18 protein-coding genes are annotated in these 15621 nt (G+C 67.4%); 6 read left to right on the top strand and 12 right to left on the bottom strand.

Features of this window, described 5'->3' with window-relative positions; translation table 11 throughout:
* Positions 1-18: 18 nt before the first annotated feature.
* The 5 genes from ASC95_RS28925 to ASC95_RS28905 form a co-directional block, all read right to left on the bottom strand.
* Positions 19-543, bottom strand: a complete 525-nt coding sequence (locus ASC95_RS28925; RefSeq protein WP_057301165.1) for a type II secretion system protein — start codon at positions 541-543, stop codon at positions 19-21.
* 4 nt (positions 544-547) lie between these two features.
* Positions 548-925 (bottom strand): type II secretion system protein, encoded by a 378-nt coding sequence (locus tag ASC95_RS28920; RefSeq protein WP_057301164.1) that lies wholly within the window; start codon positions 923-925, stop codon positions 548-550.
* A 151-nt stretch (positions 926-1076) separates the two neighbouring features.
* A complete protein-coding gene (locus tag ASC95_RS28915; RefSeq protein ID WP_057301163.1) occupies positions 1077-2309 on the bottom strand; it encodes a type II secretion system F family protein in 1233 nt (410 codons plus the stop codon).
* Complete coding sequence (locus ASC95_RS28910) at positions 2306-4042, bottom strand: GspE/PulE family protein (protein WP_057301162.1); 1737 nt, start codon at positions 4040-4042, stop codon at positions 2306-2308. The genes ASC95_RS28915 and ASC95_RS28910 overlap by 4 nt, the downstream gene beginning before the upstream one ends.
* A 105-nt stretch (positions 4043-4147) precedes the next feature.
* On the bottom strand, positions 4148-6679 hold the full coding sequence (locus tag ASC95_RS28905; RefSeq protein ID WP_082568214.1) for a GspE/PulE family protein: 2532 nt from the start codon (positions 6677-6679) through the stop codon (positions 4148-4150).
* 138 nt (positions 6680-6817) lie between these two features.
* Here ASC95_RS28905 and pcp point away from each other — a divergent pair, with 138 nt between their 5' ends.
* Complete coding sequence (gene pcp, locus ASC95_RS28900; RefSeq protein WP_057301161.1) at positions 6818-7471, top strand: pyroglutamyl-peptidase I; 654 nt, start codon at positions 6818-6820, stop codon at positions 7469-7471.
* Here the strand turns inward: pcp and ASC95_RS28895 are convergent, their stop codons facing one another.
* Positions 7472-7666: a hypothetical protein gene (locus tag ASC95_RS28895; RefSeq protein WP_082532926.1), complete on the bottom strand. Its 195-nt coding sequence runs from the start codon at positions 7664-7666 to the stop codon at positions 7472-7474.
* Positions 7663-8253 carry a sigma-70 family RNA polymerase sigma factor gene (locus ASC95_RS28890; protein WP_057301160.1) on the bottom strand — a complete coding sequence of 197 codons (591 nt, stop codon included), beginning with the start codon at positions 8251-8253 and terminating at the stop codon, positions 7663-7665. The genes ASC95_RS28895 and ASC95_RS28890 overlap by 4 nt, the downstream gene beginning before the upstream one ends.
* A 100-nt stretch (positions 8254-8353) precedes the next feature.
* Here ASC95_RS28890 and ASC95_RS28885 point away from each other — a divergent pair, with 100 nt between their 5' ends.
* The 5 genes from ASC95_RS28885 to ASC95_RS28865 all read left to right on the top strand — a co-directional run bounded on the left by ASC95_RS28885 (position 8354) and on the right by ASC95_RS28865 (position 12053).
* Positions 8354-8617, top strand: coding sequence for a DUF2282 domain-containing protein (locus ASC95_RS28885; protein WP_057301159.1), 264 nt, complete (start codon positions 8354-8356; stop codon positions 8615-8617).
* Between the two features lie 13 nt (positions 8618-8630).
* The gene (locus tag ASC95_RS28880; protein WP_057301234.1) at positions 8631-9485 is read left to right on the top strand and encodes a DUF692 family multinuclear iron-containing protein; all 855 of its coding nucleotides are present in this window, start codon (positions 8631-8633) and stop codon (positions 9483-9485) included.
* The gene (locus ASC95_RS28875; protein WP_057301158.1) at positions 9482-10180 is read left to right on the top strand and encodes a putative DNA-binding domain-containing protein; all 699 of its coding nucleotides are present in this window, start codon (positions 9482-9484) and stop codon (positions 10178-10180) included. The genes ASC95_RS28880 and ASC95_RS28875 overlap by 4 nt, the downstream gene beginning before the upstream one ends.
* Complete coding sequence (locus ASC95_RS28870) at positions 10177-10677, top strand: DoxX family protein (RefSeq protein WP_082568213.1); 501 nt, start codon at positions 10177-10179, stop codon at positions 10675-10677. The genes ASC95_RS28875 and ASC95_RS28870 overlap by 4 nt, the downstream gene beginning before the upstream one ends.
* Positions 10678-10772: 95 nt before the next feature.
* Positions 10773-12053, top strand: a complete 1281-nt coding sequence (locus tag ASC95_RS28865; RefSeq protein WP_057301157.1) for a response regulator — start codon at positions 10773-10775, stop codon at positions 12051-12053.
* A 16-nt stretch (positions 12054-12069) separates the two neighbouring features.
* Here ASC95_RS28865 and tolA read toward each other — a convergent pair whose 3' ends face one another.
* Genes tolA through ASC95_RS28840 form a run of 5 tightly spaced genes read right to left on the bottom strand, consistent with a single transcriptional unit; the run spans position 12070 to position 15613 of the window.
* Complete coding sequence (gene tolA, locus ASC95_RS28860; protein WP_057301156.1) at positions 12070-12933, bottom strand: cell envelope integrity protein TolA; 864 nt, start codon at positions 12931-12933, stop codon at positions 12070-12072.
* Position 12934: 1 nt separating this feature from the next.
* Positions 12935-13372 (bottom strand): protein TolR, encoded by a 438-nt coding sequence (tolR, locus tag ASC95_RS28855; RefSeq protein ID WP_057301155.1) that lies wholly within the window; start codon positions 13370-13372, stop codon positions 12935-12937.
* Positions 13372-14046, bottom strand: a complete 675-nt coding sequence (gene tolQ, locus ASC95_RS28850; RefSeq protein WP_057301154.1) for a protein TolQ — start codon at positions 14044-14046, stop codon at positions 13372-13374. Before tolQ ends, tolR begins: the two co-directional genes overlap by 1 nt.
* Positions 14043-14438, bottom strand: coding sequence for a tol-pal system-associated acyl-CoA thioesterase (gene ybgC, locus ASC95_RS28845; protein ID WP_057301153.1), 396 nt, complete (start codon positions 14436-14438; stop codon positions 14043-14045). Before ybgC ends, tolQ begins: the two co-directional genes overlap by 4 nt.
* On the bottom strand, positions 14435-15613 hold the full coding sequence (locus ASC95_RS28840) for a pyridoxal phosphate-dependent aminotransferase (protein WP_057301152.1): 1179 nt from the start codon (positions 15611-15613) through the stop codon (positions 14435-14437). Before ASC95_RS28840 ends, ybgC begins: the two co-directional genes overlap by 4 nt.
* Positions 15614-15621 lie beyond the last annotated feature (8 nt).

Genomic DNA, 15621 nt, shown 5'->3' with positions numbered 1-15621 from the left:
CGCCTCATGGGTCAAGCCTCAAGGAGTCGCGTAGATCAGGCCCGTATCCGCCTCGATGCGGAAGGCCTGGCTGTAGTTGCTGGAGGCAACCGTGACGGTCAGCGCGCCACCCGTGTTGGTCGTGGTCGCACCGCTGTTGCCGCTGTTGAAGGTCACTGTGCCGCTGGAGGAGATGCAAGGGCTCTCGGTCGCAGGGCAGGGCAGCGTTGCGATGGTGGTGCCGCTGCCATTGCCATAGGCCCAGCTCACGCCGGTGCTGCTGATGGTCTCGACGATGGGGCGGCGCTGCTGCAGGGCCAGCCGGAGCATGGCCTGGTGGCGGCCCTGGAAGTCATCGCCAAAAGAACGCAGCCGCCACAGCGTCGTGTCCACCACCTTGGGAAGGGCGAACACCGCCAGGGCGGCTGTGATCACGATGACGAGGATGAGCTCGATCAGCGTGAAACCGCGGCAGTCGCCGCGGTTCGCTAAACCGGTACTCCGGTTCGGGAAGCCGGCTTGCCGGCGCGTCAAACCCGCGTCGGCGCGCGGGGCGTGCGTCATGGAATCAGAGGATGCCGGTGACGGTGAAGGTGGCCGTCTTGTTCGTGTGACCGGTCAGCACGCAGGTGCTCACGGTGATGTTGGCGGCAGCGGTGCTGTCCGTCGTGACCGAGAACCCGGTGGGCAGCGGGCTCTGCAGCATCGCGACGACGTCGGAGCACTTGGTCACGGCCACGCCGTTGTTGATGTTGGCCTTGCGACCGGCGTAGTTGATGGCGGAGGCCGAGCTCAGCGCGCCGGCAAAACCGTTGACTGCCGCCTGCTTGGCGTCGTCATCGACGGCGACGAACTTGGGCAGGGCGACGGCCGACAGCACGCCGAGGATGACGATGACCATCACCAGTTCGATCAGGGTGAAGCCAGCTTGCACAGACTTGTTCATGGGGTGTCTCCTGCGCTCTGGGCGCTGTGGTCCGGGGGTGGCGGGACTATCGGGCAGCGACCCAGCGATGAGAAGTGAATAGCGCACGAGTTTTATGACGGGTCCACATCGGCCTGCAAACCGTTGCAGGCTTCACGCCCTGACCGTCGCTTCAGCGGCCCATGGCCGCCTGTCCCAGGTTCCACAGTGGCAGGAAGACACCCAGGGCCAGCACCAGCACCATGCCGCCGATGATGCTCAGCAGGATGGGTTCGATGGCGGCGGACAGACCCTTGATGGCGAAATCGGTCTCGCGCTCGTACATCTGCGCGATCTCGGTCATCAGGGTGTCCAGCTCGCCCGTCTCCTCACCCACCGCAATCATTTGCAGCACGATGGGCGTGAAGACGCCGGTGCCGGTGGCGCAGCGCGAGATGCTTTCGCCGCGCTCGACGCCGTCGCGCATCTGCTCGATGCGGGCGCCGATGTAGGCGTTGTCCACGGTCTGCGCGACCACTGTCAGCGCCTGGCTGATGGGCACGCCCGAGCTGCTGGCCAGCGCGAAGCTGCGCGCGAAGCGGGCCAGCGTGGCCTTGAGCACGATGTTGCCGGCGATGGGCAGGCGCAGCTTGAAGCGGTCCCAGCTGTAGCGGCCACCGGGCGTTGCGATCCAGTTGCGCCAGGCTAGGGCCGCGCCGATGCCGGCGGCCACGACCAGGGGCCACCACTTCACCGTCCAGCCCGAGAAGCCGAGCAGGATGCGCGTCATCAGCGGCAGCTCGGTCTTGAAGTGAGAGAAGACGTCGGCGAACTTCGGTAGAACGAAGACGTTGATGACGATCAGCGCAACGGCCATCGCGACGATCACCATGATGGGATAGCGCAGCGCCTGCTTGATGCGGGCACGGATGTCGAGCTCGAACTCCAGGTGCTCGGCCAGGCGCTGGAAGACCTCGGTCAGCTTGCCCGTCAATTCACCGACGCGCGTCATGGCCACATAGAAGCTGCTGAACACGGCCGGATGGCGCGCAAAGGCGGTGCCCAGTTCGCGGCCCTGGTCCAGGCTGGCGCGCACGTCCTGGAGCAGGGCAATGATGCCCGGATGGCTGGTGGACGCCTCCAACCCGGCCAGTGCGCGCAGGATGGGCACGCCGGCCTTCTGCAGGGTGTACATCTGGCGCGTCAGTACCAGGGCATCCTCCTGCGTGATGGGCTTGGCGAGCAGGGCCTCAAGCCAGTTGCCGCCGCCGGCCACGCTGACGGCCTCTGTAGTGGCTTCGATGCTGACGGGCACGACGCCGCCGGCCATCAGCTGGGCAGCCACAGCGTCGCTGTTGATGGCATCGACGATGCCCTCAACCAGCTCACCGCGGCCGTTGCGGCCCTTGAAGGAAAAGTTGCTCATTCAGCATCCACGCTGATGCGCACCGCCTCGGCCAGTGAGGTCTTGCTTTCGCGCACCATCGCCAGGCTGCGGTCGGCCAGCGTCTTGCCGCGCAGCGACTTGCGGGCGGCCGTCAGGAAGGCGCCGGCATCGCTGTTCTGGATGGCCAGGGCCATGTCGGGGTCCATCTCCAGCATCTCGTAGATACCGCGCCGGCCCTGGTAGCCGGTGCCGTTGCATTCGGCGCAGCCGCGGCCGGCGACGCTCTTCACCGGGCCGGGCGCCTCGCCGTTCATCGTCAGCACCTCGTTGATCCAGGCCTGTTCCTGCGGAGTGGCCAGGTGCGGTTCGGCGCAATGCTTGCACACGCCCCGCAGCAGACGCTGGGCCAGCACGGCCTGCAACGAGGTGGCCACCATGAAGGGCGGCGCGCCCATGTCGAGCAGGCGAAAGGGCGTGGAGACCGTGTCCTTGGTGTGCAGCGTGGACAGCAGCAGGTGGCCGGTGATGGCGGCGCGCAGGCCGATCTCGGCAGTTTCGGCGTCGCGCATTTCGCCCACCAGGATCACGTCGGGGTCCTGGCGCAGCGCGGCGCGCAGCACCTTGGCGAAGTCCAGTTCGATCTTGTCGTTGACCTGCACCTGGGTCAGCCCCGGTAGGCGGTATTCGATGGGGTCTTCGGCGGTGATGATCTTGAGCTTCTCCGAGTCCAGCTCGGCGAGCGCGGCATAGAGCGTCGAGGTCTTGCCGGAACCGGTCGGGCCGGTGACGAGCAGCATGCCGGAGTCGCGCCCGAGCAGCTCGCGAAAGCGCTTGAGCATGTCGTCGGGCATGCCGATGTCGCCCAGGCGGCGCAGGGCCGAGCCCTGGCCGAGCAGGCGCATGACGACGGATTCGCCGTACTGACTGGGCATGGTGGACAGGCGCACGTCCAGCGTGCGGTCGGAGAGGCGCAGCGTGAAGCGGCCGTCCTGCGGCAGGCGCTTCTCGGAGATGTCGAGGCCCGCCATCAGCTTCAGGCGCTGGGCGAGGGCCGGCGCGATGCGCTTGTCGGCCTGCGTGAGCGTCTGCATCAGGCCGTCGACGCGGTTGCGGATCAGCAGCTCGCCTTCCTGCGGCTCAATGTGCACGTCGGAGGCGCCGGCGCGGGTGGCGTCCTCGAACACCGACTGCAGCAGCCGCACCACCGGCGCGCCTTCCTGGCCGACGCTGGCCTGCAGGGCGCCGAAGTCGACGGCGTCACCGATGTCCTTCTCCAGCGCCTTGGCCAGGCCGGAGATCTCGTCGCTGCGGCGGTAATGCTTGTCGAAGACGGCCGGCAGCTGGCTTTCCGCCACCACGGCCATGGCCAGGCGGCGCTTCAGGATCTTGGCCAGCTCGTCGAAACCGAACAGGTCCAGCGGGTCGGCCATGGCGACCAGCAGGGTGTCCCCGCGCTCCTCCAGCACCAGCGCGCGAAAGCGCCGCGCCGGCGTCTCGGGCAGCAGGCGCACCAGGTCGGTCTTGAGCGGGAAGGTCTTGAGGTTGACGAAGGGCGCGCGCAGCTGGCGGGCCAGCACATGGGCCAGGGCCTCCTCGGTGATGAGGTTGGCCTCGATGAGGATGCGACCCAGCTTCTTGCCGGTGGCCCGCTGCAGTTCCAGCGCCTGGCCGAGCTGCTCGGCCGAGATCAGCTGCTGCTCGACGAGGACGTCGCCGAGACGCAGTTTGGGGCGAGGGGCGGCAGCAGCAGCGGTGTCGATTGTTTCGGCCATGTCGGGTCAGAAGAGAAACGCAACCACTGAGGCACAGAGGCACGGAGAAGCAGCCCATGACTTCATCTCTGTGTCTCCGTGCCTCTGTGATTGCATTGAATGGGCTTAGGCGTTGCTGGTCGCGTGAACCTCGGCGAGGGTCGTGATGCCCTGCAAGACCTTGATGATGCCGTCCTGGCGCAGCGAACGCATGCCCTCGGCGAGGCCGGCGTGATGTAGTTCCTCGGCGCGGGCCCCGGTCTGGATCATGCGGCGTATGTCCTTGGACACAGTCAGCAGCTCATGCAGGCCTGCTCGCCCCTTGTAACCACTGCCGCCGCAGGCCGTGCAGCCCGCGCTGTGGTGTTTCATCAGCCGGCCGCCCTGGCCGTAGGACTTGATCCAGTCGGACATCAGCGCGAGCTTGCTGGGCCGTCCCTCGGCGGGGAAGACGTGCAGATAGTCGTCCAGCAGTTCCTGCAGCTCGGTCTCCAGCATGGGTTCGCTGGTGCGGCAGCTGGGGCAGCTGCGCCGTACCAGCCGCTGGGCCAGCACGGCGAGCAGCGAGTCGGCGAAGTTGAAGGGGTCCATGCCCATGTCCAGCAGCCGCGTGATGGTCTCGGGCGCGCTGTTGGTGTGCAGGGTGGACAGCACCAGGTGGCCGGTCAGCGAGGCCTCGACGGCGATCTCGGCGGTTTCCTGGTCACGGATTTCGCCGACCATGATGACGTCCGGGTCGGCGCGCAGGAAGGCGCGCAGGGCCTTGGCGAATGTCCAGTCGATCTTGGCGTTCACCTGCACCTGGCGCAGGCCGGCCTGCGTGATTTCGATGGGATCCTCTGCGGTCCAGATCTTGCGCTCGGCGGTGTTGATGTGGCTGAGCGCCGAATGCAGCGTCGTCGTCTTGCCGGAGCCGGTCGGGCCGACGCAGAGCACCAGGCCATACGGACGGGAGACGGCGGTTTGCAGGGCGGCGAGGTTGGCGGGTGACAGGCCGATGCGGTCCAGCGGCATGGGCCTGCTACTGGCCAGCAGGCGCATGACGACGTCTTCCAGGCCGTTGTTGGTCGGGATGGTCGCCACTCGCAGTTCCAGCCGGTGCTGGGACGAGTACTTGGCGAAATTGATCTTGCCGTCCTGGGGCTTGCGGCGCTCGGAGATGTCGAGGTCGCACATGATCTTGATGCGCGCGATCATCGCGTTGCGGTAGGTAGGGGGCAGCTCCAGGTAAGGCTGCAGCACGCCGTCGCGGCGGAAACGGATCTTGAGCTTTTCCTTGCCCGGGTAGGTCTCGATGTGGATGTCGGACACGCCCTGGTTGTGCGCCTCGATGATCATCGAGTTGATCAGGCGCACGAGCGAGTTGTCGCTCTGCTCGATGGGCGACTCCTCCTCCCTGGCGCTGCGCTCGCTGCTGTCGCGCTCCAGGCTCTCGATGAGCTTGTTGGAGTTGTCCAGCGTGAAGTCGGGCTGGAAGTCGGGCAGGGGGTCGACGGCGCTGCCGCGCGGCAGGGCCTCGCCGCCATAGCGGTCGAAAGCCAGCGGAATGGCGAACTGCAGGGTGCCGAGCTTGGTCAGCGTGGGTACGACCTTGAGCTGGGTGATGAATTCGACCTCTTCGATGGCGTCACGCCGCGTCGGGTCTTCCATGGCCACGACCAGGCGGCCGTCGCGCAGCAGCAGGGGCAGCACCTCAAGGCGCTTGGCCACTGCGTGCGGCAGCTTGCGCACGGCGTCGGGCTCGATGGCGAAGTTCTCGACGTCGACGACCGGATAGCCCATCTTGCGCGCCAGTGCCGACTGCAACTGCGCGCGGTTGATGACGCCCTTGCGCACCAGCAGCTCGCCCAGCGGCACGGAACGGTCATCACGCTGCTGAACCAGTGCCACCTCGAGCTGCTCGGCCGTGACCAGCTCCAGCGCCAGCAGCGCCTCGCCGATGCGCACCATGGGCATGCGCGCCTGCTGCTCGATGGCCTGCAGCAGTTGCTCGGCCGTGACGATCTGCTGGTTGACGAGGATGTCGCCGACGCGGCGCTGGCGCAGGTCGTTCTGCTCGACAGCGGCGGCGTTGAGCTGCTCGGGCGTGACGAGTTTGTCCTTCAGCAGCAGGTCGCCCAGGCGCTCGCCGATCTCGAAATTCGCCAGTACCTCGCGGGGCACGAAGACGCGGCGCACGGAGTCGTCGTCCTCGGCCAGTGGCGGGAAGAGAAACAGGCCCAGGTTGTCGTGGTGATGGCCGATGGTCACGCCCTTGAGCTCATCGCCGCCAGTGAAGACGACGCGGAACTCGGTGCGCGGGCGCTGGTCGACGCTGAGCGGGGAGTTCAAGTCGCCGGCATCGCGCGGCGGCACCTCCAGCGTACGCAGCAGCTTGATGGCGCGGAACTGGCTGAACTTCAGCGGCATGCTGTTGCGCGCTGGCGGCACATTGATCTGCACGATGCGGTCGCTGGCATCGAGCTGCAACAGCTGGCCCGTGCTGCGGCTGTTGTTCAGCCCCAGGATCTCGCAGGCCTCATGCCCGCGCTGGACCTGCGGCTGGGGGTAGGCGGCATAGGGCGGGCTGGGCCAGAGGAAACCGGAGGCCGGGCCTGCCGCAGCGGGTGAGTCGGCATCGCCATGGGGCCAGGGCAGGGGCTGTGACGGGTCGGTCATGGGCTGGGGCAGCGGGTGTGCCGATGATTATGGAGGGCTGCGGCGCTTGCGCTGGCCCCGAAAAACGCCATGCTGACGCCGTAGACCGGCGGGCCGCCGGCGCCGCCCGGCTTCGACATGAAACGACACAATGGAGCCATGAACATCCTGCTCACGGGTTTCGAGCCCTTTGGCGGCGAGGCCATCAATCCGTCCTGGGAGGTGGCCCGATCGCTGCATGGCCAGATCATTGCCGGCGCGACGGTGCAGGCACGTTGCCTGCCGACGACCTTTGGCGGTGCTCCCAAAGCCTTGGCTGAAGCGCTGTCCGTGCACAAGCCCGGACTCGTCATCGCACTGGGCCTGGCCAGCGGCCGGGCCGAGATTTCCATTGAGCGCGTGGCCGTCAATCTCATCGATGCACGCATCGCCGACAACGCCGGCGAGCGCCCGCAGGATGTGCCGGTGCGGGCGGACGCGCCGCCGGCCTATTTCTCGACGCTGCCCGCCAAGGCGATTCGCAACGGGCTGCGCGCGGCCGGTCACCCGGCGGGGCTGTCGTTGACGGCGGGTGCCTTTGTCTGCAACCAGGTGTTTTTCGAACTGCAGCACCGGCTCGCCGGGCTTGGCGTGAAGAGCGGCTTCATCCATGTGCCGGCCCTGCCGGAGCAGGCGGCCCGCACCCAGCCGACAGTGCCCAGCATGGGCCTGGCGGCTCAGATCGATGCCATCAAGCTGGCGATTGCGATTGCACTGGAGGGCGACGAAGCCCTGGCATCGGCCCTGCCCGACGAGGGCGCACCGGTGGCCTGATCAGTCCTCGGTGTAGTGCCGCCAGCGCGCGCTGGCCTGGCGCATCAGCTCGACCTGACGATAAAAGCGCCGGCAGTTGGTGCAAATGCGGTGGTGCAGACGCAGCGACAGCCGCTCGGTCAGCGGCATGCTGCGATCTTCCGCCTTGAGCGTGATCTGCGTGGCCTCCCGGCAGGTGATCTTCAGCTTGATCAAGTCGCCCCTCCAGCGGTCGCGCCGCCGAACCAGCCGGCCTGCAGGCAGTCCCGCAGTCTCAGCCGGGCCCGGTGCAGCATGACCCACAAGTTCGTCGGCGTGATCGCCAGTTCCTTACAGATCTCGTCCGATTCCAGCTCCAGCCACTCCCGCATCATGAACAGGCGCCCCTGCTGGCCCGGCAGCTTCTCGACGCAGGCCTCCAGCACCCTCATGAAGTCGACCTGGCGCAGCGAATCCTCGGGGTTGCCCCAGTCGTGCTGGGTCTCGCGCCAGTGGCCGTCGCTGGCAAACAGCAGATCGTCCAGGTCCTCGCCGTCCTCGCTGCTGCAGGTGGTGGACAGCTCGCGGCTGTTCTTGCGGATCTGGTCGACGAGCTTGTGCTTGAGGATGCCGACCAGCCAGGTCTTGAGCTGGCTGTTGCCCGCGAAGGCCTGGGGCTTCTCCAGCGCCGCGAGCAGGGTTTCAGAGACGGCATCCTCGGCCCAGGCGGGGTTGCGCAGCTGCAGGCGCGCGTACTTCAGCAGCGGCGGGCGCAGGGCTTCGATCTGGCGGCAGTAGTCCGCTGAGGCGGTTGGAGCGGTCATGGCGGCGGCAGTGTAAGGACTTGGCAGTGTCTTGCGACTTCGTTCTTGCCGCCGGATGATCGGCCGCCTTTTACCCCCCAACCGTTTGGAGACCTGTCTCATGAAGAACCAAGCCCTCGTGTCCTCCGCTCTTGCCGCCGCCCTGTCCCTGGGCATCGTCGCCCAGGCCCAGGCCGCCGATACCGCCAAGGAGAAGTGCTACGGCATCGCCAAGGCCGGCCAGAACGACTGCGCCACCGCCAATGGCAGCCACTCCTGCGCCGGCCAGTCCAAGGCCGACAAGGACATGAACGAATGGAAGTACGTCGCCAAGGGCACGTGCGAGAAGGAAGGCGGCTCGACCAAGGCGCCCGCCAAGAAGTGAGGGCTTGACCGTCATGACCTCGGCGCCAGCCTCGCCCTGCGTGGGCATTGGCTGGCGCCAGCCGCACTACGAGACCTTGCTGGCCGAGCGCCCTGCACTCGGCTTCATCGAGGTCCATTCAGAGAACTTCTTTGCCGACGGCGGCATCACGCTGGCCGTGCTGGAAGCAGGCCGCGAGGCCTATGACGTCAGCCTGCACGGTGTGGGCCTGGCCCTGGGCTCGGCGGCGGGGCTGGACGATGCACACATGGAGCGGCTCGCTCGCCTCGTACGGCGCGTGCAGCCGCGCTGGGTGTCCGACCATGCCTGCTTTGCCCGTGTGATGTCCAGTTCGGGCTCGGGCCTGCATGCAGCCGACCTGCTGCCCATCCCCTTCACCGACGAATCCCTCGCGCTGACGGTCAGCCATGTCCAGCAGGTCCAGGAGCGCCTGGGCCGGCCGATGCTGATCGAGAACATCAGCGCCTACGTCGGCTGGGCCGGCGACACCCTGGCCGAGCCCGAGTTCTTCAACGAACTGACGCGACGCAGCGGCTGCGGCCTGCTGCTGGACGTCAACAACCTGTTCGTCAATGCGCGCAATGCCGGCCTGGCGCCGGGCGACGCGGCGGGTGAAGCCATGCGGTGGGTTGACGCGATCCGCCCCGGCAGCGTCGGCGAGATCCACTTGGCCGGCCACTGCGAGCAGGACGACGGCCTCGTCATCGATGACCATGGCAGCCGCGTGCGCGACGAGGTCTGGCGTGTCTACGAACACACGCTGCAGCGGCTGGGGCCGCTGCCGACGCTGATCGAGTGGGACACCGCCGTGCCCGATCTGGCGGTGCTGCTGGCTGAAGGCCAGCGGGCGAGGGAGCTGCACCCATGAAGCTCGCTCAGCAGGCCTTTGTCGATGCGCTGCTGGGGCGCGGCGATGCGCCGCCCGGCCTGACTGGCAGCGAGCGCGGCCTGGCGGCCTATCGCAACAACCTGCGGGCGCTGTCGGCCCAGGCACTGGCGGTGCCCTTTGTGCGCTTGCGCGAGGAGCTCGGCGAGGAAGAATTCGCGTCGCTGGCCTGGACCTTCTGGCGCGCCCACCCGCCCGAGAGCGGTGACCTGGGGCAGTGGGGTGGGGCGCTCGAAGGCTTTCTGCTGGAGCGCGCTGGCGAGGCTTCGGGCTTGCCCGATCTCGCTCGCCTGGATTGGGCGCTGCACCGGGCTGAACGCGCGCAGGACGCGTCGTTGGATGCCGACTCGCTGGCCCTGCTCGGCACCACGTCGCCCGACAAGCTCTGGCTGCAATTGCGGCCTGGCCTGGCGGTGCTGGCGCAGTCCGACGGGCCGGTGGTGGTCTGGCGAGCCGGTTGGCGCGGGAAATGGCAACCCGTGTCGGCCGCCGATGCGGTCTTCATCCGGGCCCTGCTCGACGCCGTGAATCTTGCCGAGGCGCTGGAGCTGGCCGCAGTGAAAGGTTCTGGCGGTGAAACCGACTTCGACTTCGCCGCCTGGCTGCAAGCCGCGTTGCACAACGCCTGGCTGCAGGGAGTCAGGGCTACATCACCGAACCGGACCACGACACCATGAAAGCTCTGATCTCCACTGTGCTGCGCGCCTTCACCGACCCGGGCCTGCAACCCACCCGGCTGCCCGCGCCGCTGGATACGCTGGTCAGCCATCTACAGTCGCTTGCGCTGCTGGCGGCGCGGCTCTACGTGGCCAAGGTCTTCTTCATGTCGGGCCTGGTCAAGCTGCACGACTGGTCGTCCACGCTGGCCTTGTTCAACGACTACTACCAGGTGCCACTGCTGCCGCCGGCGCTCGCGGCCTATATGGGCACCGCGGGCGAGCTGGTGGTTCCGGTGCTGCTGGTGCTCGGCCTGGCAGGCCGCTTCGCCGGCGTGAGCCTTTTCGTCGTCAACCTGATGGCGGCGCTTTCGCTGCCAGCGGAGGATCTATCTGCCGCCGGTGAGGCGCAGCACATCCTTTGGGGCGTGCTGGCCCTGGGGATCGCGCTGTGGGGCGCGGGACGCTGGTCTGTCGATCGCATGGTGCTGAAGCCCGTGGCTGGCGGCGCGCCTTGACACGAAGCATCTGCATGTAAGCAGCGGCCACATTTGGAAACCATCTAACAACTGGGTTTGCCCTAGTCTCGCGGACAGTTAGCAAGAGTCCGCCGATGGAGTTTTCAGAGCTGTTCACCCAGAGCGCGCGCGACGTGCTGCCCTACGCCAAAAGGAAGGGGCTTGTCACCTACTTCGATTACCACGGGCCGCGCCTCGAGCTTCACGATCCTGGGCCCTACCTGCGTGCCGGTATTCACCGGATATTGCTGGGCATCGTCGACTGCTTTGAGTCGGGTTTCGTCATGTTCACCGCGGTGGTCGAGCCGCCAGTGTTTGGCCGAAGCAGCATCGTCATCCACGCCGCCGGCACCGGGGCGAATTGCCCGTCCGATGTCCTGGCCGTGCTGCAGCGCCTGCAGCTGGTTGCCGAGGATGCCGATGTGTCCGATGGGCTGGTGGCGCGGGCGCAAGCGCCTTGTCCGGCCACCGCCGGCTCGGTTCAGTTCGTCGACGCCGGGCTTGACGGTCTGGTTATCTCGCTGAGCGGCGAAGTTGTCGGGGAGGAAGTGGCGTTCGAGCACCCACCGAACGCCGCGGGTTCGGTGGCATGGCTGGTCAGCCCTCTGCGCGGCGCGCTGGACTCCGTCGAGACGAGACTGCGGCTGTTGGGCTGGCACGTGGTGTCGTTTGAGCGGCTCGAGGAGGCCGCGGCGGCGACATCCACCACTGCAGCACCGATGTTGATGATCGTCGCGGAGCACAGCGGCCAGGAACTGGCTCAGCTCGAACAGATCGCCCAGGCCTTGCCCGGCCTATGGACGGTGCTCGCCGTGGTTTCTGGCTCCGAGACGCTGCGCTTTCGGCGCCAGTGCTCGGTCGACATCCGGGTGCTGCCGCTCAGCCCGCTGGAGCTGGAGCGCTTCACCGCGCATGTCGATACCCGGACTTCGACGGCCCTGTCGCGGCTGACATCGCCCACGCCGCTTTACGTCCAGGAGAGCCGCCGTGTCCTCGTCGTGGACGACAACATCGTGAACCAGATCGTCACGCGGGGCCAGCTCGAGGCCTTGGGCTACGAGGTGGTGGTCGCCGGTGACGGGATCGAGGCGCTCGACTCCTGCTGTGACGAGCCGCCCGACATGGTGCTGATGGACGTGGACATGCCGGTCATGGACGGATTGGAAGCCAGCGAGCATCTGAGGTCCTTGCAGCGCGTCGGCAATTTGCCGCCTTTCCCCATCATTGCCGCCACTGCTGGCGACACGGATCTGCGGCGCAATGCCTGCCTGAAGGCAGGCATGGATGGCTACCTCAGCAAGCCCATGGACCTTCAGGCATTGGCCGATGAGCTGAGCCGGGTGCTGCCCGGGCGGCCGATCTCCGTGGAGCTTTGACGCCCCGCGCCCCGCACTATTCGCGCGGGCGGAAGGTGAGGATCAGCACCGGCGGCACGCGCCCGTCGACATCCCGCGGCAGGGTCTCGGCCTTCTCGATGGCGCGCAGCACGGCGCGGTCCCAGTCGGGGTCGGGGCTGGCCTTGAGCACCTTGCTGCCGAGAATGCGGCCGTCGGGCCCCAGCGTCACCTGCACCTCGGCGGTCGGGTTCGCGACGCCATCGTCCGGGTAGATGATGAGTGGGCGGATCTTGCCCTTGATGCGGCCGGCGTAGCCCGCTGACGGCGCCGAGTTCTGGGCTGCGGCGCCGGTGGAGCCCGGCGTGCCGCCGGCCATGCCCTGGATGCGGCGCAGGTTTTCCTGGCGCAGCGCTTCGCGGCGGGCATCGGCCTCCTTGGTGTCCTTCGCCTCTTTTGCATCCTTGGCCGCCTTGGCGTCCTTGGCCTTCTTGCGGTCCTGCTCTTCCTTGTCCGCTTTCTCTTTGGCGAGCTTGTCCTTGGCCAGCTTCTCCTGGGCGGCTTTTTCGCGCTCGACCTTGGCGGCCTCGTCGCGGGCCTTCTCTTCCTTGCGCTTCTTCTCCTTGGCGATGGCGATCTCGGCCTCGCGCTGCTCGGCGGCGGCTTCTTCGGCAGCCCGCTGTTGTGCGCGGGTGTCGGGCTTGGGCGCTTCGGGTTCGGGCTCCGGCGGCGCTTCCTCGCGTGGCGCGGCCACCTGGGGCACGGCCGACCACAGCTCGGCCTCGAAAGCGGGCGAGGCGTCGCTGTGCCAGTTCAGGCCATAGCTGAGGGCCAGGATCAGCAGGCCATGGGCGATCAACGCCAGCGTCATGCCGCGACCGAAGCCCGCGGCCTCGGGAGGACGTAAGGTCGCGCTCGTCATCTCACTTGGAGGAGGGGGCGCCGCTCTTCACGGCAAGGCCCACGCGCTGGATGCCGGCGCGCTGCAGCGTGTCCATGACCTGCACGACGGCCTCGTACTTGACGTTCTTGTCTGCCGAGATGACGACGGGGCTGGTCGCATCCTTGCCCTGCGCCTTCTTGACGCGCTCGGCCAGGCGGTTGGCGGGAATCGATTCGGGCTCGAGCTGATCGACCTTGATCTTCAGCTTCTCGTCGGTGCCGACGATGATCTGGATGACATGCTCGGGCTGCTGGCGGCTCTTGCCCACGCTGGGCAGGTCGACGAGGCCTGTCGTGATCAGCGGCGCGCTGACCATGAAGATGATGAGCAGCACCAGCATCACGTCGATGAAGGGGACCATGTTGATCTCGTTCATCGTGCGCCGCCGGCGCCCGCCACGGGAGGAGATGGCAGCCATCAGTGCTGGGTCGCGTTGCGTTGCAGGATGTTGGAGAACTCCTCGATGAAGGTCTCCAGCGTGATCGCGCTGCGGTCGATCTGGCGCGCGAAGCGGTTGTAGGCCAGCACGGCCGGAATGGCGGCAAACAAGCCGATGGCCGTCGCCACCAGCGCCTCGGCGATGCCGGGCGCGACGGTGGCCAGCGTCACCTGGGTCAGGTTCGACAGGCCGACGAAGGCGTGCATGATTCCCCAGATGGTGCCGAACAGGCCCACGTAAGGCGACACCGAGCCCACCGAGGCGAGGAAGGACAGGTTGTGTTCCATCGCGTCCAGCTCGCGCTGGAAGCTCGCGCGCATCGCGCGGCGGGCGGCGTCGAGCAAGGCGCCGGCGTCGGTCACGCGCTTCTCGCGCAGCTTCAGGAACTCGCGCATGCCTGACGCGAAGATGCGTTCCAGCGGTGCGGCGTCCGCGCGGTTGCCGACCGACTGGTAGAGGTCGTTGAGGTTCTTGCCGCTCCAGAATTCGGCCTCGAAGGCATCGTTGCGTCGCTTGATCTGGCCCAGGCCGATCAGCTTGCCGAAGATGACGCTCCAGCTCGCCAGCGACACGAGCAGCAGGCCCGCGATGACGAGCTGCACCGCGAAGCTGGCATGCAGGATCAGGGAAACGATGGACAGGTCTTGGTTCATGCGGTGATCGCTGCCACGACCGAGTCGGGCAGGCGTTGGGGTTTCAGGTCTTCGGCGCGCACGCAGCCGATGCGGATCTCGCCTTCGCACAACAGTGTGTCGCCACGCAGCGCGCGCTGGCGCACGACGAGGCTGGCGCGGCCGGCGGGTTGAGGCTCGACGGTGATGGTCAGCAGGTCATCGAGCCTGGCCGGCGCGGCATAGCGCAGGCTGGTGGCGGCGACGACAAACATGACGCCGGTGTCCTCGCGCAACTGGTGCTGCTCGACGCCCGCCGCTCTCAGCCACTCGGTGCGGGCACGCTCGAAGAACTTCAGGTAGTTGGCATAGAAGACGATGCCGCCGGCGTCGGTGTCTTCCCAGTAGACGCGAACGGGAAACTGGAAGTTCATGCGAGGACTCCGCGCAGGCGGGCAACAGCTTCCTGCAGGTCTTCCATCGACGATGCAAAGGACAGGCGCATCCAGCGCTGCGGATCGGTCAGGCCGAAGTCGCGGCCCGGTGTCAACGCCACCTGGGCGCTTTGCAGCAGTTCGTGGGCGAAGGTCCAGCTGTCGGCGTGGTGGCGGCTGATGTCCATCCAGGCGTAGAAGGCGCCGTCCGGGGGCACCGGCACATTCAAGCCCAGGCCGTTGAGCGCGGGCACGATGTAGTCACGGCGCTGCTTCAAAACTGCGCGGCGGCGCTCAAACTCCGCGATGGACTCGGGCTCGAAGGCCGCCAATGCCGCCATCTGCGACAGCGTCGATGGGCAGATATAGAGGTTCTGCGCCAGCCGTTCGATCGCCGGCACGAGGGCGGGCGGTAGTACCAGCCAACCCAGGCGCCAGCCCGTCATGCCGAAGTACTTGGAAAAGCTGTTGACCGAGATGATGTCCTCGCCCGGCGAAAGCGCGCTGTGGCCGAAGTGCTCTTCGTAGCTGAGCGGCAGGTAGATCTCGTCAACCACCGTGACGCCACCGCGCTCACGCACGAAGCCGGCAATGTCGGCCAGCACCTCGGGCGCAATGGAGGTGCCGGTCGGGTTGCTCGGCGAGGCCAGCAGCACGCCCCGGGTCGCCGGTGTCCATGCGTCGCGCACCTGCTGCGCACCGAGCTGGAAGCGCTCCGCGGCGCCGGTCGGCAGCAACCGCGGCGTGGCGTCCGCAGCCGTCACGAAGTGGCGATTGCAGGGGTAGCAGGGATCGGGCATCAGCACTTCGTCGCCCCGCTCGAAGAGGGCGAGGCAGGCGAGTTGCAGGCCGGCCGACGCGCCGGCCGTGATGGCAATGCGTTCGGGTGCGACGGCGAGGCCAAAGCGCTGGCCGTACCAGCGCGAGATGGCCTCACGCAATGCGGGCAGACCGAGGGCATCGGTGTAGGGTGTGGGGCCCTGGGCCACGCGGGCCACGGCTTCACGGACCGCGGGCGCGGCGCCGAAATCGGGCTCGCCGACATTGAGGCGGATCATGCGCCGGCCGCCCTCGGCCGGGTCGCACAAAGGGCCGGCCGCGACCCGGGCCGCGGCCTTGGCCAGCTCCATCACATAGAAGGGCTCGATGCGGTCGAGCCGCGCGGCCAGTTTCATCAGTTCGT

The sequence above is a fragment of the Pelomonas sp. Root1217 genome, assembly GCF_001425705.1.
Classification (GTDB): Bacteria; Pseudomonadota; Gammaproteobacteria; order Burkholderiales; family Burkholderiaceae_C; genus Pelomonas.
This window is presented reverse-complemented; position numbering and strand designations above follow the sequence as displayed.

Excerpts from the sequence above, each read along its gene's own strand:
- ASC95_RS28925 (WP_057301165.1), bottom strand. The coding sequence starts at position 543 with ATGACGCACGCCCCGCGCGCCGACGCGGGTTTGACGCGCCGGCAAGCC.
- ASC95_RS28920 (WP_057301164.1), bottom strand. The coding sequence starts at position 925 with ATGAACAAGTCTGTGCAAGCTGGCTTCACCCTGATCGAACTGGTGATG.
- ASC95_RS28915 (WP_057301163.1), bottom strand. The coding sequence starts at position 2,309 with ATGAGCAACTTTTCCTTCAAGGGCCGCAACGGCCGCGGTGAGCTGGTT.
- ASC95_RS28910 (WP_057301162.1), bottom strand. The coding sequence starts at position 4,042 with ATGGCCGAAACAATCGACACCGCTGCTGCTGCCGCCCCTCGCCCCAAA.
- ASC95_RS28905 (WP_082568214.1), bottom strand. The coding sequence starts at position 6,679 with ATGACCGACCCGTCACAGCCCCTGCCCTGGCCCCATGGCGATGCCGAC.
- pcp (WP_057301161.1), top strand. The coding sequence starts at position 6,818 with ATGAACATCCTGCTCACGGGTTTCGAGCCCTTTGGCGGCGAGGCCATC.
- ASC95_RS28890 (WP_057301160.1), bottom strand. The coding sequence starts at position 8,253 with ATGACCGCTCCAACCGCCTCAGCGGACTACTGCCGCCAGATCGAAGCC.
- ASC95_RS28885 (WP_057301159.1), top strand. The coding sequence starts at position 8,354 with ATGAAGAACCAAGCCCTCGTGTCCTCCGCTCTTGCCGCCGCCCTGTCC.
- ASC95_RS28880 (WP_057301234.1), top strand. The coding sequence starts at position 8,631 with ATGACCTCGGCGCCAGCCTCGCCCTGCGTGGGCATTGGCTGGCGCCAG.
- ASC95_RS28875 (WP_057301158.1), top strand. The coding sequence starts at position 9,482 with ATGAAGCTCGCTCAGCAGGCCTTTGTCGATGCGCTGCTGGGGCGCGGC.
- ASC95_RS28870 (WP_082568213.1), top strand. The coding sequence starts at position 10,177 with ATGAAAGCTCTGATCTCCACTGTGCTGCGCGCCTTCACCGACCCGGGC.
- ASC95_RS28865 (WP_057301157.1), top strand. The coding sequence starts at position 10,773 with ATGGAGTTTTCAGAGCTGTTCACCCAGAGCGCGCGCGACGTGCTGCCC.
- tolA (WP_057301156.1), bottom strand. The coding sequence starts at position 12,933 with ATGACGAGCGCGACCTTACGTCCTCCCGAGGCCGCGGGCTTCGGTCGC.
- tolR (WP_057301155.1), bottom strand. The coding sequence starts at position 13,372 with ATGGCTGCCATCTCCTCCCGTGGCGGGCGCCGGCGGCGCACGATGAAC.
- tolQ (WP_057301154.1), bottom strand. The coding sequence starts at position 14,046 with ATGAACCAAGACCTGTCCATCGTTTCCCTGATCCTGCATGCCAGCTTC.
- ybgC (WP_057301153.1), bottom strand. The coding sequence starts at position 14,438 with ATGAACTTCCAGTTTCCCGTTCGCGTCTACTGGGAAGACACCGACGCC.
- ASC95_RS28840 (WP_057301152.1), bottom strand. The coding sequence starts at position 15,613 with ATGAAACTGGCCGCGCGGCTCGACCGCATCGAGCCCTTCTATGTGATG.